Origin of the sequence: Allomuricauda sp. CAU 1633, from assembly GCF_017313225.1 — a bacterium.
In the GTDB taxonomy this organism is placed as follows: Bacteria; Bacteroidota; Bacteroidia; order Flavobacteriales; family Flavobacteriaceae; genus Flagellimonas.
Map to the genome: position 1 here is coordinate 143,911 of NZ_JAFLNE010000003.1, position 21,358 is coordinate 165,268.

General features: G+C 41.6%; 20 protein-coding genes and 1 tRNA gene. 11 read left to right on the forward strand and 10 right to left on the reverse strand.

The features are described 5' to 3' along the window. Positions 1-130: 130 nt before the first annotated feature. Positions 131-994, forward strand: a complete 864-nt coding sequence (locus tag J0X14_RS10135; RefSeq protein ID WP_036382919.1) for an RNA polymerase sigma factor RpoD/SigA — start codon at positions 131-133, stop codon at positions 992-994. A gap of 180 nt (positions 995-1,174) precedes the next feature. Here the strand turns inward: J0X14_RS10135 and J0X14_RS10140 are convergent, their stop codons facing one another. The 4 genes from J0X14_RS10140 to J0X14_RS10155 are packed head-to-tail and all read right to left on the reverse strand — an operon-like array spanning position 1,175 to position 6,681. Beyond that, positions 1,175-2,749, reverse strand: coding sequence for an aldehyde dehydrogenase (NADP(+)) (locus J0X14_RS10140; RefSeq protein ID WP_207097667.1), 1,575 nt, complete (start codon positions 2,747-2,749; stop codon positions 1,175-1,177). Between the two features lie 14 nt (positions 2,750-2,763). Further along, a complete protein-coding gene (locus J0X14_RS10145; RefSeq protein WP_207097668.1) occupies positions 2,764-3,597 on the reverse strand; it encodes a fumarylacetoacetate hydrolase family protein in 834 nt (277 codons plus the stop codon). A gap of 4 nt (positions 3,598-3,601) precedes the next feature. Beyond that, on the reverse strand, positions 3,602-4,933 hold the full coding sequence (locus tag J0X14_RS10150) for a GntP family permease (RefSeq protein WP_207097669.1): 1,332 nt from the start codon (positions 4,931-4,933) through the stop codon (positions 3,602-3,604). 26 nt (positions 4,934-4,959) lie between these two features. Beyond that, positions 4,960-6,681, reverse strand: a complete 1,722-nt coding sequence (locus J0X14_RS10155) for an IlvD/Edd family dehydratase (RefSeq protein ID WP_207097670.1) — start codon at positions 6,679-6,681, stop codon at positions 4,960-4,962. Between the two features lie 292 nt (positions 6,682-6,973). Here J0X14_RS10155 and J0X14_RS10160 point away from each other — a divergent pair, with 292 nt between their 5' ends. The 7 genes from J0X14_RS10160 to J0X14_RS10190 all read left to right on the forward strand — a co-directional run bounded on the left by J0X14_RS10160 (position 6,974) and on the right by J0X14_RS10190 (position 15,238). Next, a complete protein-coding gene (locus tag J0X14_RS10160; protein WP_207097671.1) occupies positions 6,974-8,041 on the forward strand; it encodes a sensor histidine kinase in 1,068 nt (355 codons plus the stop codon). 7 nt (positions 8,042-8,048) lie between these two features. Next, a complete protein-coding gene (locus J0X14_RS10165) occupies positions 8,049-8,801 on the forward strand; it encodes a LytR/AlgR family response regulator transcription factor (RefSeq protein ID WP_207097672.1) in 753 nt (250 codons plus the stop codon). A gap of 201 nt (positions 8,802-9,002) precedes the next feature. Continuing rightward, entirely contained in the window at positions 9,003-11,213 is a 2,211-nt protein-coding gene (locus J0X14_RS10170; protein ID WP_207097673.1) for a DUF5916 domain-containing protein, read from the forward strand. A 244-nt stretch (positions 11,214-11,457) separates the two neighbouring features. Beyond that, positions 11,458-12,735 (forward strand): serine hydrolase domain-containing protein, encoded by a 1,278-nt coding sequence (locus tag J0X14_RS10175; RefSeq protein ID WP_242527991.1) that lies wholly within the window; start codon positions 11,458-11,460, stop codon positions 12,733-12,735. A gap of 63 nt (positions 12,736-12,798) precedes the next feature. Further along, positions 12,799-13,458, forward strand: a complete 660-nt coding sequence (rpe, locus tag J0X14_RS10180) for a ribulose-phosphate 3-epimerase (protein ID WP_207097675.1) — start codon at positions 12,799-12,801, stop codon at positions 13,456-13,458. Further along, on the forward strand, positions 13,458-14,444 hold the full coding sequence (locus tag J0X14_RS10185) for a YpdA family putative bacillithiol disulfide reductase (RefSeq protein ID WP_207097676.1): 987 nt from the start codon (positions 13,458-13,460) through the stop codon (positions 14,442-14,444). The genes rpe and J0X14_RS10185 overlap by 1 nt, the downstream gene beginning before the upstream one ends. A gap of 44 nt (positions 14,445-14,488) precedes the next feature. Beyond that, entirely contained in the window at positions 14,489-15,238 is a 750-nt protein-coding gene (locus tag J0X14_RS10190; protein ID WP_207097677.1) for a hypothetical protein, read from the forward strand. A 12-nt stretch (positions 15,239-15,250) separates the two neighbouring features. Here the strand turns inward: J0X14_RS10190 and J0X14_RS10195 are convergent, their stop codons facing one another. From J0X14_RS10195 to J0X14_RS10210, 4 genes are all read right to left on the reverse strand, one after another. Continuing rightward, positions 15,251-16,294 (reverse strand): D-alanine--D-alanine ligase, encoded by a 1,044-nt coding sequence (locus J0X14_RS10195; protein ID WP_207097678.1) that lies wholly within the window; start codon positions 16,292-16,294, stop codon positions 15,251-15,253. Then, a complete protein-coding gene (locus J0X14_RS10200) occupies positions 16,291-17,019 on the reverse strand; it encodes an NRDE family protein (protein WP_207097679.1) in 729 nt (242 codons plus the stop codon). The genes J0X14_RS10195 and J0X14_RS10200 overlap by 4 nt, the downstream gene beginning before the upstream one ends. Then, positions 17,007-17,492 (reverse strand): DinB family protein, encoded by a 486-nt coding sequence (locus J0X14_RS10205; RefSeq protein WP_207097680.1) that lies wholly within the window; start codon positions 17,490-17,492, stop codon positions 17,007-17,009. Before J0X14_RS10205 ends, J0X14_RS10200 begins: the two co-directional genes overlap by 13 nt. Before the next feature lie 139 nt (positions 17,493-17,631). Next, positions 17,632-18,075 carry a YHS domain-containing (seleno)protein gene (locus tag J0X14_RS10210; protein WP_207097681.1) on the reverse strand — a complete coding sequence of 148 codons (444 nt, stop codon included), beginning with the start codon at positions 18,073-18,075 and terminating at the stop codon, positions 17,632-17,634. 200 nt (positions 18,076-18,275) lie between these two features. Here J0X14_RS10210 and J0X14_RS10215 point away from each other — a divergent pair, with 200 nt between their 5' ends. From J0X14_RS10215 to J0X14_RS10225, 3 genes are all read left to right on the forward strand, one after another. Further along, on the forward strand, positions 18,276-19,631 hold the full coding sequence (locus J0X14_RS10215) for an AGE family epimerase/isomerase (RefSeq protein ID WP_207097682.1): 1,356 nt from the start codon (positions 18,276-18,278) through the stop codon (positions 19,629-19,631). A gap of 72 nt (positions 19,632-19,703) precedes the next feature. Beyond that, the gene (locus J0X14_RS10220; protein WP_207097683.1) at positions 19,704-20,036 is read left to right on the forward strand and encodes an ArsR/SmtB family transcription factor; all 333 of its coding nucleotides are present in this window, start codon (positions 19,704-19,706) and stop codon (positions 20,034-20,036) included. 67 nt (positions 20,037-20,103) lie between these two features. Continuing rightward, entirely contained in the window at positions 20,104-20,739 is a 636-nt protein-coding gene (locus J0X14_RS10225; RefSeq protein ID WP_207097684.1) for a hypothetical protein, read from the forward strand. 73 nt (positions 20,740-20,812) lie between these two features. Here the strand turns inward: J0X14_RS10225 and J0X14_RS10230 are convergent. Both J0X14_RS10230 and J0X14_RS10235 read right to left on the reverse strand, forming a co-directional pair. Further along, positions 20,813-20,886, reverse strand: a tRNA-Arg gene (locus J0X14_RS10230). A gap of 11 nt (positions 20,887-20,897) precedes the next feature. After that, positions 20,898-21,347 carry a GatB/YqeY domain-containing protein gene (locus J0X14_RS10235; RefSeq protein ID WP_207097685.1) on the reverse strand — a complete coding sequence of 150 codons (450 nt, stop codon included), beginning with the start codon at positions 21,345-21,347 and terminating at the stop codon, positions 20,898-20,900. Between the last annotated feature and the right edge of the window lie 11 nt (positions 21,348-21,358).

Sequence of the window (21,358 nt, forward strand, 5' to 3'; positions counted from 1 at the left end):
GAAATCCTAGGGTTTTCTGTTTTTAGGAAATTATTTACAAATAAATTTTAGCAAATTGTAACATTTTGGTTTTTTCTACGTATAAACTAATGAGCTTCGGTTCAAAAACTTAATTTGAAGGGAAAATTAAATGAGACAGTTAAAGATTACAAAACAGGTTACCAACAGGGAAACCGCATCGTTGGACAAGTACTTGCAGGAAATCGGTAAGGTGGATTTGATCACTGCCGATGAAGAAGTAGAGTTGGCCCAGCGTATTAAAGCCGGAGACCAGGTGGCCTTGGAAAAATTAACTAAAGCCAACCTCAGATTCGTGGTTTCTGTTGCTAAACAGTATCAAAACCAAGGATTGACCCTCCCCGATTTGATCAATGAGGGGAATTTGGGACTGATCAAAGCCGCACAACGTTTTGATGAAACTCGTGGATTTAAATTCATTTCCTATGCCGTTTGGTGGATTCGTCAATCCATTCTACAAGCATTGGCTGAACAATCCCGTATTGTGCGTTTGCCGTTGAACAAAATCGGTTCCATTAACAAAATCAATAAAACTTTTGCTTTCTTGGAGCAAGCACATGAGCGTGTACCTTCTGCAGAGGAAATTGCCAAAGAATTGGACATGACGGTGGAAGATGTAAAGCAATCTTTGAAAAACTCAGGTCGACACGTATCCATGGATGCTCCTTTAATCGATGGTGAGGATTCCAACTTGTATGATGTATTGCGTAGTGGGGAATCTCCGAATCCAGATAAAGAGTTATTGCACGAATCTTTGCGCACTGAAATTGAGCGCGCTTTGGAAACCTTGACCCCCAGAGAAGCTGATGTTATCAGGCTTTACTTCGGTTTGGCCGGACAGCACTCCATGACTTTGGAGGAGATTGGGGAGACTTTTGATTTGACTAGGGAGCGTGTTCGTCAAATCAAGGAAAAGGCTATTAGACGTCTAAAACATACGTCTAGAAGTAAGATTTTAAAGACATATTTAGGGTAAATTGTAAAATTTACACCACAAATTACAGTTAAACTCGTCTTAAATTGTTTTTTTGGCAGGAAAGTTGTAATTTGGATACCTACAACAGTTTATCATGACTGTTCGTTTTTTGATTGATGAATAAACTCCGGCTGATTACCGGAGTTTTTTCATTTTATACAATCAAGTTTTTAGGAGATTTTATCTCTTTTTCTCCCCATTTACCAATCGCATTATTTGTAATGGATTCTCCTTTTTCAATTCGGCAGGCAAAATAGCATCTGGGAAGTTTTGATAACAAACTTGTCTCGCAAAACGCTCAATGGCTTTTGTTCCAACGGAGGTAGACCGTGAATCTGTGGTTGCAGGATACGGACCACCATGTACCATGGCATGGCATACTTCAACTCCGGTTGGAAATCCGTTAATCAACAAACGCCCCACTTTTTCCTCCAAAATATTGATAAGCTCCTTGTTGTTCAATAAATCTTCTTCCGTTCCATGGATAGTTGCCGTTAAATGACCATGCAGGTTTCGGGCTATTTCAAGCATTTCACTGTTATCGGAAGTATTCACCAATAAGGTTGATGGACCAAATACTTCTTCTTCCAACAGCGTATTGGACAAAAAGTTTTTACCCTCTGTCGCAAATAGATTGGCATTTCCATGATTTCCTCCGGCATCGGCACCTTTGGCCAAGAATTTAACCCCTTGTTGCGATGACAATTCCTTTACGCCACCGTCAAAAGCATTGTGAATACCTGAAGTAAGCATGGCGGATGAGTTGGATTCCGCTACCAAACTGGTCAATGACGTCTTGAATGCTTTGGTCTCTTCAGAATCGTGGGCAATGACCACCCCGGGATTCGTACAAAACTGGCCAACACCCAAGGTAAAGGACCCATGAAGTTGTTGGCTGAGTTCCTCGCCTTTTTCAGCCATGGCACCCGGTAAAATAAACACAGGATTGGTACTTCCCATTTCCGCGTAAACGGGAATTGGGTTCACCCGTCTTGAGGCAGCATCAAATAACGCTCTACCACCTCTAAGGGACCCTGTAAATCCAACGGCATGAATACTGCTATGGCCTACCAAGCCCATGCCCACTTCGTGGGAAATGCCATGAACCATGGAGAATACACCATCAGGCATTCCGGTTTTTTTAGCTGCTGAAATGATGGCTTCCGCTACCAATTCGCAGGTTCCAGGGTGCGCTGGGTGGGCTTTTACCACCACTGGGCAACCTGCTGCCAAGGCACTTGCTGTATCTCCTCCCGCTACTGAAAACGCTAAAGGAAAGTTACTGGCACCAAATACGGCAACCGGGCCCAAGGGACGTAGCATACTCCTAATATCTACCCTTGGAAGCGGTTGTCTATCCGGCATAGCTTCATCAATTCGTGCATCTACCCATGAACCTTCCCGTAGAACCGTGGCAAATAATTTCATTTGTCCCATGGTTCTGCCTCGCTCTCCGGTAATTCTTCCTTCGGGCAGACCCGTTTCTGCACAAGCACGTTGCACCAATGAATCGCCAAGTGCCAATATTTCATCAGCTATGGTATCCAAAAAGGCTGCTTTTTCGGCTCCCGATTTGTTTTTATAGACCTTGAAGGCCTTTTCCGCCTTTTCAACGGCTATATTTATTTCTCCTTCAACGGCCTCCGTAAAGGCAGTCTCCAGATTTTCTCCAGTGCTGGGGTTAATTCCATAAAACGTGTTGGCCCCTAAGGCCGATTTCTCATTTCCTAGGTAATTCTTGCCTTGTAATTGCATGTTTTGGGATTAATTTATCCAATTGTGTTTGTTAATGTTCCTATGTTATCAATAGTGATATTGATTTCATCATTCTGTGCCAGTGTAAAGTTTGAGTCGGGCACAATACCAGTTCCTGTCATTAAAAAACTGCCGTAAGGATAGGTAGTATGTTTGTAAAGGTACTGAACAATATCCTCGAACTTGCGTACAATTTGATCTACTCCTATTTCACCCGAGAAAACCTTGCTTCCATTTCTCACGATCTCCAAGTAAATTTTAGAATCTTGGGGAAAAGGTTCGTCGGTGACCAAAATACAGGGACCAATAGCAGCGCTTCGGTCATAATTTTTTGCTTGTGGCAAGTAGAGTGGATTTTCACCCTCAATACTTCGGCTGCTCATGTCGTTACCAATGGTGTAGCCTACAATCTTTCCTGTGGATGTAATGCAAAGTGTGAGTTCTGGCTCGGGAACGTCCCAAGTGGAGTCATCACGAATGGCCACTTTATCCAAATGCCCGACCGCTCTGGCCGCAGTTGACTTGAAAAACAATTCTGGTCTTTCCGCATTGTAGACACGTTCGTAAAAGTCGCCGCCACCGGCTTCTTTAGCTTCTTCCTGACGACCCATTTTACTGTTGTAGTAGGTAACGCCAGTGGCCCAAATTTCTTGATTTTCGATAGGTTTCAACAAATGATTTGAAACCAGTTCCGGACCATTTTCTATAGGCTGATTTTGATTAATAATGGATTGACACTTCTGAAAAAGGCTATCATCATTGATGAATTCATCCCAACTTGCGTCACTCAAGTAGAATTTGCCTTCAGCCTGAAGTAAAATCCCTTTAGATGTTCGATAAACTTTCATGGTTTTAATTTACAAATAGACTTATGATTAATATTGCAATTATCGAGGTCAGTCCAACGACCAAAGTTCCTAAACTCTGAAGCTTGTACCCTTGACTGACATTCATTCCACTCATCTGGGTCATTACCCAGAAAAAACTGTCATTGGCATGGGAGACCACCATAGAACCTGCTCCAATCGATACTACCAACAACGCTTTGTCCATTTCACTTTCCATACCCAAACTTGGCATCATCGGCAACATAATGGAAGCTGTGGTAATTAAGGCCACCGTTGAAGAGCCTTGTGCCAATTTAATAGCTGATGCTATTAAAAACGGCAGGAAAAAACTAAGGTTCAAATCACTTAAAGCTTCTCCCATAACATCGGCAATTCCCGAATTTTGGAGCATCTTTCCAAATACACCTCCAGCTCCGGTTATCAATAAAATATTGGCCGATTCCTTTAGGGCCTTGCCAACCCACCCCTCAGTAGATATTAATTCTTTTTTTAGCTTTTTGGGTAGTGAAAAAGCCAAAAACATTCCAATGACCAAAGCGATGACCGGCTCTCCCAAAAATTGAAGAAAAGATTGCCATCCAGCAATGTCCTGTGCATCAATGGTTTTCATTCTTGAGTTGATCATAATCAAGATGATGGGTACCACAATGGGCAAAGAAGCCTTAAAGGCAGAAGGTGCGGTCTTCATTTTAAGGTCTATGCTTTCCTGAGAAATATCAGGATTTGGCTCAATATAGGTTTTAGCGGCAAACTTTGTGGCAAAAACCAAAGCCATGACCAAGGCCAATATACTAATTGGAATGGCTAAAGCCAAAACCAAACCTAAATCAGCATTTAAAATCCCTGCAGCGGCAATTGGTCCAGGTGTGGGGGGTACCAAATTGTGGGTCACTGTCAACCCCATGGCCAAAGCAACTGCTGAACCCGCCAAACTAATACCTGCTTTTTTGGACAAACTTTTGTTCAAAGGGGACAACAAGATAAACCCACTATCCGCATATACGGGAATGGATACAAAGTATCCTAAAATTCCCATGGCTGCAGCAACCCGTTTTTTCCCCACTACCTTAATGACTGCTTCTGCGAGTGCATAAGCACCTCCTGTGTTTTCCAAAAAGGCTCCAATGATCACCCCAAAGATGATGACCAGTCCTATTTTGCCCAACGTTCCGCCAAAACCATCATTGATTGTATCCAAAATGAGGCTGTAGTCCATTCCGGCTGCAAACCCAAAAAATATAGCCACTATAAAAAGCGCCAAAAACGGATGCAACCGCAGATAATTGATCATTAGAATGATTAGGGCAATACTTAATAGTAAATAAACAACTAACATAAGTGGTGGTTATATTTTGGTGATTATTAATGTAGGTCTCCTTTTACTTCGCTTCCAGAACCTCCTACCAAAATATCAAGGTCCGCTCCTTTTTCTGCTTGTTCCACATGGTTCAGATAGATTTTTACATACCCACGCTCTGTATGGGGTTTTGGCGGAGACCAAGCTGCCCTTCTTTTTTCTAATTCTTCCACGGAAACATCGAGATGTAAGCGCCTATTTTCAACATCGAGCTCTATATAATCCCCATTTTGGACCAAGGCAAGGTTCCCTCCAATGGCTGATTCGGGAGAGACGTGCAAAACAACCGTTCCATATGCGGTTCCACTCATTCTACCATCTGAAATTCGAACCATGTCCTTCACCCCCTGCAGAATCAATTTTTCAGGGAGGTCTACATTTCCAACTTCTGGCATTCCTGGATACCCTTTTGGGCCTACATTTTGAAGTACAATTACGCTATCCGCATCAATATCCAAATCAGGATCATCCACCCGGGCATGGTAATCATCCATACTGGTAAACACTACAGCTTTTCCCCGATGTTTCATCAGCTCAGGAGTAGCTGCTGATGGCTTTATCACAGCACCATTCTCACATAAATTCCCTTTTAATACCGCTATCCCGGCCTCTTTTTGAAAAGGGGTTTCCCATTTTGAAATAACCTCTTCATTATAGCAAACAGCTTTCTCATAATTCTCATGATGGGATTTGCCATTTGCTGTGATAGTTGTATGGAGTTTGGATTTTAATTCTTTTAGAACAACAGAAAGGCCACCTGCATAAAAATAATCTTCCATTAAGTGTTTTCCAGAAGGCATGAGGTTGACCAAAAGGGGAATTTTGCTTCCTAAATCATCAAAATCTTCCAATTTTAAGGGAACTCTCATTCTCCCAGCGATGGCAATCAAGTGGATGATAAGGTTTGTGGAACCACCCACGGCAGCATTCACCACGATGGCATTTTCAAAAGCCTCCCGGGTCAGTATTTTGGACAGGGTCAAATCTTCATTCACCATCTCCACTATTCGTCTTCCAGAGAGTTGGGCCATTACCTTTTTTCGAGCATCAACCGCGGGAATGGCAGATGCCCCAGGTAATGTCAATCCCAAAGCCTCTGCCATGGTAGCCATCGTTGAGGCTGTCCCCATAGTATTACAGTGTCCGGCACTACGTGCGGCACATATTTCGGCTTCCAAGAAATCCTCCTCGGTAAATTTGTCTTTTTTCTGTTTCTCCTTGATCATCCAATTGAATGATCCTGAACCTATTTCACCTCCCCTAAACTTTCCGTTGAGCATGGGTCCACCAGGTACCACAATGGTAGGCAGGTCCACACTACAGGCTCCCATAATGGTGGATGGGGTGGTTTTATCACAACCGGTCAGCAATACAATCCCATCTAAAGGATTTGCCCTAATGGATTCCTCTACATCCATACTGGCCAAATTTCTGAAAAGCATGGTGGTGGGACGCATGATGGTCTCTCCGAGTGACATCACCGGAAATTCCAAAGGAAATCCCCCAGCTTCCAAAACCCCTTTTTTTACAATTTCAGCAAACTCCCGTAAATGTCCATTGCAAGGAGTCAATTCTGACCAAGTATTGCATATTCCAATTACTGGCCGTCCCCTGAACATATCATCGGGATAGCCTTGGTTACGTAGCCAAGAACGGTGTACAAACCCCATCTTATCATTGCTTCCAAACCACTCTTTACTACGTAAGTTTTTCTTGTTTGTTTTCATTTATTTTTATGACTGTCTAAATATACTCAATCGATTGCGATAAAAATAAGAGGATTCAGCCTCAAACAAAATAAATACGAATCGTGATTTCTTAAACCATCCACCTAATCAAAAAAATATCATATTCCTTTACGTAAAGATGCTGATGTTTGCCGTACAAAAGCCGTTGTCTACCTTGCTTTGTCCGAAAACCTTATCCCGATTTCGTATTTTCACCTAAAAATTTGTTTTTGCCAATGCGCATTGGGGTTTCTCCAAATAAATTTGGCAAATTTCAAAGAGAACCTCGTTCATGATTGAGAAGTTTTTTGGGACAAAGCACAGAATCTACTACCATATTCTTTTTTGGCTGGCCTATATCTTGTTTTACACCATTTTTTGGGGCAGCTATGAGGGCAATAATTATTTTGATGAGGTCTTACAGTTGTTATTTCTATTGCCCTGGAAGTTGATTCCCACTTACATCACTTTGTACTACTTGATGCCCAAGTATCTGTACCCCAAAAAGACTACAATGTATATTGTACTGTCCATTATTCTTGCAGTTTCCATGGCATTATTAGATCGGTATATGAGTTGGACATATCTCTATCATTGGTTCAATCCTGAAGAAGAGCATTGGAAAGACCCCTTATGGTACCTTCCAAAGGTCATCAACGCCATGCTCAGTGTTTATACTCCGGTTTTTGTGGCCATGTCCATTAAATTGCAACGGTTCTATTACAAAAAGGAACAAATCAATAAAGAGCTTGAAAAAGAAAAGATTGAGACCGAACTTAAATTTTTAAAGGCTCAAATCCATCCCCATTTTCTCTTCAATACCTTAAATAGCATTTATTCGCTTTCATTGGAAAAATCTGAGAAAACCCCTGATGCCGTATTGGGGCTGTCCAAGTTTTTGGACTATATGTTGTACGATTGTAACGACCATTTGATTTCCGTTCAAAAAGAATGGGAAGAACTTATGAACCTAGTGGCTTTGGAACAGTTGCGATATGGGGACAAGCTCACCATTTCCACAACCTTTGAAAATGACAATGTTGAATGTTTCATTCCGCCATTGCTGCTCCTCCCCTTTGTGGAAAATGCCTTTAAACATGGAGCTGATACCTTACTCGAGGATTCATACATTAGCATACATCTAAAATCGGACAACAAGCAGCTTCAGTTTACTGTTGAGAACAGCAAGGCCCCCGCTGAGGAGAGAGAAGAATTGGATGGGGACAAGAATATTGGCCTAAAGAATGTAAAACGAAGATTGGCACTCTTTTTTCCGAATGAGCATCATTTGGAGATACAGGAGGAACCCGATCGGTTTTTGGTAAAATTGGAAATTGATCTAAGTGGCGTAAATTCATAGTCAAGTTATGGACAGAACGATTAGATGTATTATTGTGGACGACGAGCCATTGGCCAGAAAAGTGCTGGTAAAATACGCCGATCAAATGGATAATTTGGAGATTGTGGCAGTATGCCCCAATGCTGTTGAAGCCTTTTGTCATTTACAAAAAGGGAATATAGATCTTGTTTTCTTGGACATCAAGATGCCTAAAATCAACGGTTTGGAGCTACTTGAATCCCTTAATCCCGCCCCGTTAGTGGTCTTTACAACGGCTTATCGTGAGTTTGCCATCAAGGCGTTTGAACTGGATGCGATTGACTATCTGCTAAAACCCATTTCCTTAGGGCGTTTTATGAAGACCATCACCAAAGCAAACAAATTTCTGACCGGGCACCATTTGCAAGGGACTATTGAAAATTACCCACAGCAAAAGGAGAACACCTCCATACCAAAAACAGAACCTGAACTTCTTTATATAAAATCTCAACGGAAAACTGTAAAACTCGACCTGTCCGAAATTCTTTATTTGGAAAGTTTAAATGACAAGGTGACCATCCATACGTCCACCGGGGAGATTCAAACCACACAACGCATTGGATATTTGGAGGAAAAACTGCCCAACAACAAGTTTGTGAGAATCCACAGATCCTTTATTGTGGCTTTGGAGAAAGTTTCTGCGTTCAATACCATAATGGCCGAAGTGGGTGGCAAGGAACTTCCCATTGGAAGAAACTACAGGTCCCATGCCATGACCATTTTACAGGATTATCCCCACTAGTTTAACCTCAACGGCGTTAAGCATTTCTTAAATAAAGCTTTAATGCTCCTTCCGTAGCGTCAACAACATTCAAAAAGACATTTTCGGCACTGAACAGTAGTCAGACGTCATTTGCTCCAAGATGCATGGCATATCCAAAATCTGTTTGTAAAAATAGGCAATGCGGTGGTTCTTTGGGTATCATCAAAAAACGAACAGTACATGAAAACTGTATGGTCGCTGACCTTCCTCCTATTGGTCACATTTGGATTTTCACAAAATGGTAGCGATACCCGAGCCCAATATCAATATCAGATTAAAAGAACAACAATACCCATAACATTGGATGGCGTCATTGGAGATAATGAATGGGCCGAACATGAGACGACCTCCTCATTCATGAATCACTGGCCCATTGACGAAGGTGAAGCACAAAACCAGACTGAAGTAAAATTGACGTATGACGAACACCACTTATATGTGGTGGCTAAGTGTTATGACCAAGGGAAACGAATCGTACAGTCCTTGGTGCGTGATAATGATGAGGATTTTTGGGGCAGTGATAATTTTACGGTGGCCTTGGATCCTGTAAATACCAAACAGAGTGGCTTTATGTTTGGGGTAACCGCTGGCGGTGCAGAAATAGAGGGCACGCTAACTTTGGAGGGTGCACAAACATACAGTTCGGAGAATTGGGATAACAAATGGGCTTCAAAAACAGTGCAATATGAGGATTATTGGGTCGTAGAGATTTCCATCCCCTTTAAGACCTTGCGATACAATGCCAATCAACGACATTGGGGGATCAACTTTATTCGAGGTGACAAAAGCAACAATGTGTACACCACATGGACTCAATTTCCGGTGAATTTTAATGGGGTTGGCATGAACTACATGGGGTCATTGGTATGGGACCAAAGTCCAGAAAAAGCAAAGGGAACCTTTATTTTAAATCCTTATGTAACTTCTTCATCACTACGTGACTATGAAAACAGCGAGCAAGAAGAAGCAGAATTGAAAAGTGATTTGGGTGGGGACGTAAAGGTGGCTTTGACCAGTAATTTAAATTTAGATCTAACCTTGTTCCCTGACTTTTCCAATGCCGATGTGGACCAGCAGGTAACCAATATTACTCGGTTCGATATCTTTTTGCCTGAACAGCGGAATTTCTTTCTGGAGAACAATGACATCTTTTCCAACTTCGGAACCTATGACATCAAACCGTTTTTTTCACGAAGGATAGGCCTTAATGACGGTGAACCCATCCCCATAGACTTTGGGGGCAGACTAACCGGTAACATTACCCCCAACTTACGCATTGGCGTCATGGATGTCCAGACCCGCCGTACGGATGAATTTGCAGCCCAAAACTATAGCGTGGCAGCCTTTCAACAAAAGATACTGAAACGGTCGGTCATTAAGGGGATGTTTATGAACCGTCAGGCCACCAGTAATACCACAGAAATGGAATATTCCAGAAATCTGGGATTGGAGTTTACCTACGTCTCGGAAAGCGGAAAGCTCAACACCACAACCATGTATCATAACTCTATGACCCCGGAAAATTTTGATGACACCCACTTTTATGGTTTTTGGGGTTCCTATAATTCAAAGCGGTTTAAAACCGGATGGCTCTTTAATGTGGTAGGAGATAATTACATCACAGAATTGGGAATCAATCCCCGGTTGGATAATTACAATGCGGAGACTGAAGAGACCATCCGGGTGGGTTACACTTTAATTAATCCTTGGGTGCGGTATCTCTTTTTTCCAGAACGGGAAAACCGGAAGTTTAACTATCACGGCATTCGAACTTGGAACAATCTCTACCTGAACAATGACGGTACATTTAATGAACGTCATAACAATTTTGCCTACGATTTTGAATATCGAAATACGGCCAAGCTCAACCTTATTGCGCGCAACCAAGAAGTAGACCTTCTCTTCCCAACTTCGTTGATCGGAGATGAGTTCACCCCAATTCCAGTTGACAACTATTCATTCTCCAGATTTGATGTGCAATACAGTTCCGATGTGCGTAAAACTTTTGTATGGAATACACTGACCGGATATGGAAGCTTCTACAATGGAACACGCTTGGGAGCCATGGTTCAAGGTTCTTTCCGGTTTCGGCCATGGGGTACTTTTGGAATCACTTATGATTACAATGATATCCGTTTGGCGGATGGCTACGGAAAGAAAAATCTACATTTGGTCAGATTCAACGGTAATATCAGCTTCTCCAATAAGCTATTTTTCACCAATGTGCTCCAGTACACCTCCAGGAATGATAATTTCAGTGCGTTCTCTCGTTTGCAATGGCGGTACAGCCCCATGTCCGACATTTTTCTCATCTACAACGAAAATCATGACACCACTGGACTGGGCATTAAAAACAGGTCTATTGTGCTCAAAGTCACGTATTGGTTATAAAAGATGTCTTCCATCAATTGGCAAAAACCGAAATGCATTTTGAAAAATGGAATTGCTTCAAAATCAATTGAAATGAAGCACACTCTTATTCGTTATTTCTCTAAAACAATCAGGATGAACTTGTTATATTTTTGATTTTTAAATCATAAAGATTATTGGTTGTTCAATTATTTGCTACCTTTCTTCTCTCATTAGTCCGATTTGTTTACCTCCAAAGCCTAACAAATTTTAACCAATGCACATAATGAAACAAACTCTATCCATTTTAACAGTGGCCCTGCTCTTTTTCGCGTCCTGCAAAAAACAGGAAGAAGAAAAAATCAATTATCTAGTTGATGAATCCGTAAAAACAAGAATTGACTCCACCCTACAAAGCTTTATTGATCTCGGTGATGTAGCCGGAGCCTCGGCCTTGATTTTTGAAAATGGCGAGGAGGTCTATTACAATGCCTTTGGTCATGCAGACCTCAAAAACAAAAAGCCCATGGAGCGCAATACCTTGGTACAAATCTATTCCATGACCAAGCCCATAACCGGAACTGCGCTGATGACTTTATATGAAGAAGGAAAGTTCCAATTGGATGACCCTTTGGAAAAATACGCCCCGGAATTTGCCAACATGCAGGTCTACACGGGCTACGATTCCATTGCTGGCGAAATGATTTTGGAACCTGCCAAACGAGCTATTACCATTCGAGACATTACCCGGCACACCGCTGGTTTTTCAGGTAGACGGGATCTTCCCGGTTTGGGCGAAGCCATAGCCGAAGCAGATGCTTTGAACCGAGAAAACACGCTGGCGGATATGGCCAAGAAATTGAGCAGCGTTCCTTTGGGGTACCATCCAGGGGAGCATTGGGAATATGGCATCTCCGTTGACGTACAGGCGTACTTGGTGGAACTTCTTTCAGGACAACCGTATGCCGAGTATGTACAAGAGCATGTATTGGACCCTTTAAAAATGAATGAAACCCGATATTTTGTTCCCGAATCGGATAGAAACCGGATGTCTTCTGCCTATAGGCATGATGGGGATTCCCTGATTCAACTGCCCAACGAAGAGGCACATGCCTACAACTATGCAAAATGGCCCTTGACCCCAGGCGGTTGGGGATTTACCTCCACTTTGGATAACTACATGCGTTTTGCCCAAATGTTGGTCAACAAAGGCACTTTAGAAGGGGTTCAAGTCCTCGATTCAACCACCGTGAAACTTATGGCCACCAATCACTTGGATGAAAGTATTGAAGAACGCTCTTGGTTACCCAGCAAGGGGCAGGTTGGTTTTGGTATTGACTTTGCCGTAAGATTGCGTCCCCCAGCTTCCGCAGAAGAAAATAATGGAGTTGTGGGCGAATTCTTTTGGGATGGTGCAGCCAGTACACTTTTTTGGGTAGATCCTGTGAACGACCTCACCGCTGTGTTCTTCGTTCAGATTTTTCCGTTTAATGGCACATTGCACAAAAGATTCAGGGATGCCGTTTATGGACCTTATACCCAAGAAGAAAGCACACCTGAATAGACCATACCTGTAGGGTAAAGTGCAACATTTCACTACCTTTGTAAAGAATTAGTTGATTCTTACATGAGCAAAAAGATTATTGCACCTTCCCTACTGGCATCAGATTTTGCCAACTTACAGCGCGATATTGAAATGGTGAACCAAAGTGAGGCCGATTGGTTTCATTTGGACATCATGGATGGTGTCTTTGTACCCAACATTTCTTTTGGAATGCCTGTGGTAAAAGCTATTGCCAAGCATGCCAAGAAGACCTTGGACACACACTTGATGATTGTTGACCCTGATCGGTACATCAAGACGTTTGCAGACCTTGGAGTTCACAACCTAACTGTGCATTATGAAGCTTGCCGCCATTTGCACAGAACCTTACAAGCCATTAAAGATGAAGGCATGAAAGCTGGCGTGGCCATGAATCCACATACCTCTATTGACTTATTGGAAGATATCATTCAAGATGTTGACATCGTCAATTTGATGAGTGTAAATCCCGGTTTTGGAGGACAGTCGTTTATTGAGCATACCTACAAAAAGGTGTCGGATCTAAAAAAGCTCATCCAACAGAAAAATTCCAATGCCCTGATTGAAATTGATGGTGGGGTAAATGCGACCAATGCCAAAAAATTGGTGGATACGGGTGTGGATATTTTGGTAGCTGGCAATTTTGTGTTTTCAAGTGAGAATCCAACCCAAACCATTACAGACCTAAAAGAACAGATTGCCTAATGCAAGAGTTTGATATTGTTATTATTGGAGGAGGGCCAATAGGCATTGCTTGCGGTCTAGAGGCTAAAAAGCAAGGGATTTCCTATGTCATCATTGAAAAGGGACCCATTGTAAATTCTTTGTTCAACTACCCCATTAACATGCAGTTTTTCTCCTCTTCGGAGAAGTTGGAGATTGATGACATTCCCTTTATCAGCAAGGAAGCCAAACCCAAACGCAATGAGGCTTTGGAATACTATCGCCGAATTGTGACTTCCAATGATTTAAATATTCATCTTTTTGAAAAGGTACTGGAGGTTGAAAAAAAAGGGGAAATCTTTAACGTAAAGACTGACAAAGACCACTACAATGCCAAAAATATAATCGTGGCTACCGGGTTTTACGATTTACCCAATAAAATAAATGTTCCTGGGGAGGATTTGCCCAAGGTTTCGCACTATTACAAAGACCCCCACTTTTATGCCAGTCAAAAATTGGCGGTGGTAGGTGCCAGTAATTCAGCCATTGATGCCGCTTTGGAGTGCTGGCGGAAAGGTGCAGAGGTCACGCTCATCATTCGAGGACCGGAAGTGGGCCAACGCGTAAAATATTGGGTACGTCCAGATATCATCAACCGAATTGAGGAAGGCAGCATTAAAGCATACTACAATTCCACCGTGAAAGAAATCAAAGCGCATGAAATTGTTGTGGACACTGCAGAGGGTGAAGTGACCCTTGCCAATGATTTTGTGCTTGCCCTAACCGGATATATGCCGAATTTTGAGTTTCTGGAAAAACTTGGTATTCAGCTTTCAGAAGATGAAAAACGACTACCCTCCTATAATCCAGAAACGATGGAAACCAACATTCCCGGTTTGTTTTTGGCAGGGGTGATTTGCGGCGGTATGGAAACCCATAAATGGTTTATTGAAAATTCCCGAATCCATGCACCCATCATTATGAAGGCCATAAAGCAGAAGCTACAATTGGCTGAAAAGGATTCCTGAAAACACTCAAAATTTTGTAATTTCAGGGGACACACTTCGTTACCATGAAAATGCTTCAACAATTCCATTTGGCATCACAGTATTTGGCCATGGCCGGAAAAAGTTTTCTGGAACACTTGGAAGATGACAGTCATACCAATATGGGGTTTTCCACTACTGAAAAAAGTTTGTTAACCTGGCCTTTGGATGATTCAGGAACCCAACTGGGTTTAAATTATACAACCTTTGCCTTGGATTGGAAATCCGGCAATCCCCAATCCTTTTCCCTAGAAGGAAAAACTCACCAAGAAGTGTTGGATTGGCTTCATAGCATGGCACAAGGCACCAATTTTTCGAAGCCTTATGAGTATCAACTTCACTATGGTCTTCCTTATGCCATGGATGAACTCAAAACCTACTACTGGCATAGCAAAGATGAAGTAGAAGAATTGGTACGTTTACGAACCTTGGCTCAAAATGTGTTAAGTACTTTTTTACAGGAAGAAGCGCTGGAATCTGAAATCCGGGTGTGGCCGCACCATTTTGACACAGGTGCTTTTGCCCATCTGCATGACGGTTCCGGAAAATCAATTGGGTTGGGGCTGGCCATCCCAGACAATATGGTAGATGACTTCTATTTTTATATCAGTGGCTACCGAGGTAATACCAGCCTGCGTACGTGGGCCTTTCCACCGTTATCACATGGAAAATGGCACAATAATGGGTTCAAAGGGGCAATTCTACCTGCTTCTAATGTAACCGAGGAAATTGGACTTCAGTTTTTTAGGGAAGCATTGCTTGCTTATAAAAAATAAGGCTTTAACCCATCAAACCAACCGAATCTGGGCCTCCAAGGCATGATGTTCCCGAAGCATGGCCCTACCTCCCCTAAAACTCAGATATGAATGGCCTTTTTTATGGTTGAGGATGCTCACCTCATTCATAAAGCCCCAGTGTTTGGTAATCTCCCGCCATGCAAAAAAGAGGGAATGTTTCGGGTCATAAATATGGGTAGCCTCTCCCCCAGCCCCATTGATCTCAATCACACAGAAATTTTTACCCTCGCACAGTTCTTCAAACGAGTTATATAACACATCCAAACGACCGTAGTGAAACTCATTCATTTGAGAGCAGATAGCGTCAATAACTTGTTCCAAATCCGCATTTAATTTATGGGTAATGTCCACAAACCTTGCCCCTCTGGTGTGACTCCCAAAGGGTACTAAAACAAATTTTTCACCTTTGGTGAGCACTATGTTGAGTTCATCACCCAACTTTTGGTCAAGGGCCTTTAATTGCAAATGACTTCGGGGATTTTTTTTAATCAATTGCTCAATGGTGCTTTTGCCATCCCCTATCACCGAAAGAAACTCTTTGGATACCATACCCGTAATTTTCCCTTTGTCGGCTCCGGGTTTGCGTACGTAAAAGATGCCCAATTCCTTGGTAAAAGGAATAAGTTCCTGTACCAAAAAATGGGAAGGTGTCCTTAGCAAGTAGCTTTTGAATTCAGCTTTAGTGTGAATTTTGTCCACCCCAAAGGCTTTTATGCCAATATCCGGCTTGGCAATAAAAGGAAATTCAATATTCGAACCCAAAATGCGCTCCAAAGCATTTTCTGAGGTCTCATCCTTGGCGATAAAAACTGTTTTGGGAATATATTGTTGGGGAATCATATTATAAATTTCCATTTTGGAAACCATGGCCATACCCCCGTGCTTCATAGATGGATTTGCAGCATTAAAAAAGAAAAAAGAACGTGCTTTTATGGAATAGTAGAGCCAAACGGGAAACAATGGATAATAAATAGCCCACAGCGGCCAATATTCCCAATGGGTAAGTTTGTGCCATTTTAATTTCCAGACACTCATTTCACGGATACTGAAAGTGAATCATTTAGAAAAAAAGGCACCTCATATGTGGTATCACTGAGCAAATCGATATGGCGCATCAAAATTTCCTCTTGATCTAATACCGTTTGGGTCACACTAAAGGTTTTTAGACCTGTTTCCCGATCAATGATAAAACCATTTTCAAAATCTTTATGGTTATTGGAATGGAAATCCACAACGTCCTTGGCTTCAATGTGCTCTTTTTTCCTCAGAAATGAATCGAACAAAGAGGCCCTCTTGGCAATTACATCATCAGTATACAAAGTAACAGAAGACCAAATATGATCTTTTGCTTTGTCCAGAGGGGTAAAATATTTTTGGTTGCCATCCCACCTGAACTCCAATAAACTTCCGTTGAGCAATATAAGGGTGAAGGGCTCAATATTGTATAAATCCATTTGTTGAAGAGTCGTTTCTGGATGAAGTGAGCTAATCACATCCAATAACACCAATCCCCTGCTTTTCACATAACTTCCTTTGGATTGATGCCGCACATACGCACCGTTCAACAAGACGGAGACCACCCCAAGCTCATTAATGGCAAACCATGTGCCACCCGCTTTAGGATCTTTGGGAAACAACACTTTTACATCATTAATGGTTTTTTCCTGAGGTTGATACGCCAAAGGACGGGAAACATGTTCATCCCGATTGGAGGTGATGTAATAACGATTATTTCGAGAAATAAAACTTACTGTGCACATGCCTGTCGGTGTTGCATGGTGGACGGGGCCACACCAAAGGATTCTGGAAGTTGAAGAGTCGTAAAATGTTCAATCCCCACTTTTATTAGAGCCTGATGGTGTATGGTATGTTCCAAGTTATACATTACCTCACGAAAATAATTGGACTCCAAGCATGTTTCCGAATCGCCCAACTCATAGGTAACCTTAACGGGTTTGTTGGGCCGCTCCAATTGGGTTTGTATCAATTTCAACTGTTCAATGGCATAGGGCAGTTCATTCTCAATCCTATGGTTACGTTCCCTACTATCGTAAGATACATTCGCATTGTCATACCCGTGGATCAAACAAAGATAAAGTTCAATAATGTGTCGGGTATGCTGGCCAATGCTGGAATTGGAAAGCACTTTGCATGACTGGGCGTAGCACTCCTGTGGAAGTTGTAAGAGAATTTGCATAAACTGCTCAAGGGTATCTATGGAAGATTTGAACATGATGATTACAATGTTTTATAGTTAAGTTGTTTTTTGACCAATATGATCATAAGATAGAAAGAAAATCCAAAACAGGGACATTAAATCCGTAGACTCAAAATATCCATATAGGTTGAATTTGAACACATTTGAAATACTACTAATGTTTAATTTTTTTCCAATTCATATCGGCTTTGGCCCTTAATTCATTAGTCGATTCGTTGCGCCAAAGTTCCAGTGTATTGGTTCTTCCTGCGTTGTAGAAAAGGTACAATTTACCGTCCTTAATTTCATACGTTTCTGGGTTTATGCTCACCTTTTTACTTGAAACAGCTACCGCATAGGCACAGTAACCTCCATATTGGGGGATATATTTTTCAGGATTTGCTTTAAATTCTGCCAAATGTTCCTGATTGGAAAATTTATAATTGATACCATCATATTTCGTGGAAATTTCCTTGAGTCCTTCTTGGGGTTTACCCTCAAAATAAGAAACTACATCATAACCATTGGCAGCGTATCCCCGTTTGGTATTATAATCTATGGACTGCGCTTGAAGAACAGTGCTAACAATTAAAAAAAGTACCAATATTCTCTTTTTCATGTGCAACGATTAAAATTTTCATGCAAGATATCCATCAGATAGTTCGTGGATTTCCGGTTTTTAGTCCAAACAGAAACCACTTCCTTTCAAAAGGAATCCGAAATTTTTCACTTTTTAATCCAATTGTTTGAGAATTCTTCGGCCAATTCCTAAAATATTGAGATTATTCTATCTTTAGTGTGCACATATCTATCATAACCATGAAACATAGCTGGACACTTTCATTTTTCTTCATTGCACTGCTCATTGGATGTTCCACAAAAGAGAAAAAAAATACTTCTAACAACGACCTTATTACAGCTCTTGAAACCGCTGCCTATGAGCAACTGTTGGATAAATGGTACCCTTTGGCCGTGGACACGGTTGACGGTGGCTTTTATAGCGAACTTACGTATGATTTTAAGGTAGGTGAAAATCAGAATAAAATGATCGTTACCCAAGCCAGGCACGTTTGGACCAATGCCGTGGCCGCTGAGTACAACCCTGAACGAAAAGAAGAGTACCTTACTAATGCCGAACATGGATTCCGATTTTTACGGGACCACATGTGGGATGAAATCAATGGAGGGTTCCACAACCTGGTTACCAAGGAAGGTGAACCCTTGGAAGGTAGCAAAACAGCGTATGGAAATTCTTTTGCCATATACGGACTGGCGGCCTACTACCATGCCTCTAAAAATGAAGAAGCCCTGGATTTGGCCAAAAAAACCTTCAACTGGTTGGAAAAAGGAAGTCATGATAGCATCCACAAAGGCTATTATCAAACCCTAAATATTGATGGAACACCAGTTGAACGTACAGCAAATACAGTCACAAGCTCCAATATAGGCTACAAAGATTACAACAGTTCCATTCACTTGTTGGAGGCCTTGACCATGCTTTATGAGGTTTGGCCCGATGCTATTGTGGAAGAGCGGGTCAAGGAAATGTTGACTTTGATTCGCGATACCTTTACCACCGAAAAAGGCTATATGAACCTCTATTTTGAAGGGGATTGGACCCATGTATCCTTTAAAGATGCACCAAAGGATACCATATCGGCCCATTATTATCAGGACCATGTCACTTTCGGGCATGATGTGGAAACGGCATTTTTGATGTTGGAAGCCTCAGAGGTTCTCGACAATTGGCAGTTTGATGAAACCCTGATTAAAGGCAAAAAAATGGTGGACCATTCCTTAGAAAATGGATGGGACAACGACCTTGGTGGTTTCTATGATGGCGGCTATTATTTTAAAGATGAAGATTCCATCACCATTGTAAATCACCATAAAAATTGGTGGACCCAAGCCGAAGGACTGAACAGTTTATTGTTAATGGACTCCTATTTTCCGAATGATTCATTGAAATATAGGGCTCATTTCGACAAGCTTTGGGAATACACCAACACTTATCTCATGGACAAAGAACACGGAGGCTGGTACTCATGGGGATTGGATACCCGGCCAGAAACCAAAAACAATCCTAAGGGTAATATTTGGAAAAGTGCCTACCATAACTACCGAGCCTTGTCCACTTGTATAGAAACTTTAAAAGAAGGCACAAAAGTTAAGTAGTTTTCCGATAATTTTCCTTTAATCCAATACTGGATTAAATATTAATCGTAATATTGCAATAAATTGATAAATATGGGATTGGCCAAAACCGAAATCTTTACCGACAATCAAAATGAGCTTGCACTCATTGGTAAGGTATTTGCCCATCCAGCCAGAGTAGCCATCTTGCAGCACCTTTTTAAGGTTCAGTCGTGTGTTTGTGGTGATCTAGTCGATGAGATTGGACTGGCTCAACCTACAGTTTCACAGCACCTTAAAGAGCTGAGAAATATGGGATTGATAAAAGGTGATGTTGAAGGAACCAGTGTCTGCTATTGTGTTAATATGGAAAACTGGAACAATATGAAGGAGAAGTTCAAAACTTTTCTAGATCAGCAAGTTTCGTTGGATGAAGAATGCTGTTAGTATTTTTTTGATTTCATTAATCGTTTTATTGCGATAAAATAATATATCAACAATTAAAAAGAAGAAAATGAAAACTAAATTAATCCGTGCACTGGCAGTTATGCTGCTTTGCCTTCCGCTAACCGTGATGTCCCAAGAACTAAGGGGAAAAATTAAAAAATCTATTGAAAAACAAATCGAAACATTTCCAGAAATTTCGGAAAACAAAACTATGGTATTGAATCAGTTGGCTTCCAGAATGGCATCCAATATGGACAAAGAGAATTATACTGTGGCCTTTATCGATCAGGCTAACAGTGAAATAAGCCAACTAGCCATGATATGGCTTACCACTGGTCTCATTTATTACAATCTTAATGAAAGCTTCTCTATTGAATCCGCAGGGGTGAAGGGTTCAGAGCAACCCATAAATCTCTCAGAATTGGAAACTCACGGCTTTAAGGTTAAAAATGAAAAGGACATCAGAATAAACACCATCAATGTAAAGTACGGTAGCGGGTTTTGGGAAGTTGAGCGAAAAAATATTGACTCTTTAAACTTGGATGATGACAACAGCATAAAAGTCTACGTTGAAGATGGTTTGACCAATCAAAATGCTGAAGTATTATTTGAGAACCGTGAAGCCATTGCCCGCGAAATGCTTTATGTAGCCGCCCAGGTAAATGCCATCGTAAAAGCTAAAATGAGTAACCTTTTAAACTAGGATACTTTATCTCAAAGGAATTAAAAAAAAAGAAAAAGCCCCGCAACAATTGTTGCGGGGCTTTTTCTTCTAGTGACCGCGGAAGGATTCGAACCCTCAACCCTCAGAGCCGAAATCTGATATTCTATCCAGTTGAACTACGCGGCCTTAAATATTATTTATGAACTCAATTTTGCTTTTACGATACTGGAAATGGTCTTCCCATCGGCCTGCCCTGCCAATTCTTTGGAGACAATGCCCATGACCTTTCCCATATCCTGCATTCCAGAAGCACCAATGGAATCGATGGTCTGCACCACAACTTTTTCAATCTCTTGTTCTGAAAGCTGCTCTGGCAAAAACTTTTCAATGACCGCCACTTGGGCCAATTCAGGTTCAGCCAAATCTTCACGGCCTTGCTGTTGATAAATGGTCGCACTGTCCTTACGCTGTTTTACCAGCTTTTGAACCAGCTTAATTTCATCTTCTTCTGACAGTTCAGTACCGACTTTTTCCGTTTTTGCCAACAAAATAGCGGATTTGATCGCTCGCAATGATTCCAAGGCAACCGTGTCCTTAGCCTTCATTGCGGCTTTCATTTCCGTCATTACTTTTTCCTGCAAATCCATTTCTGAATATT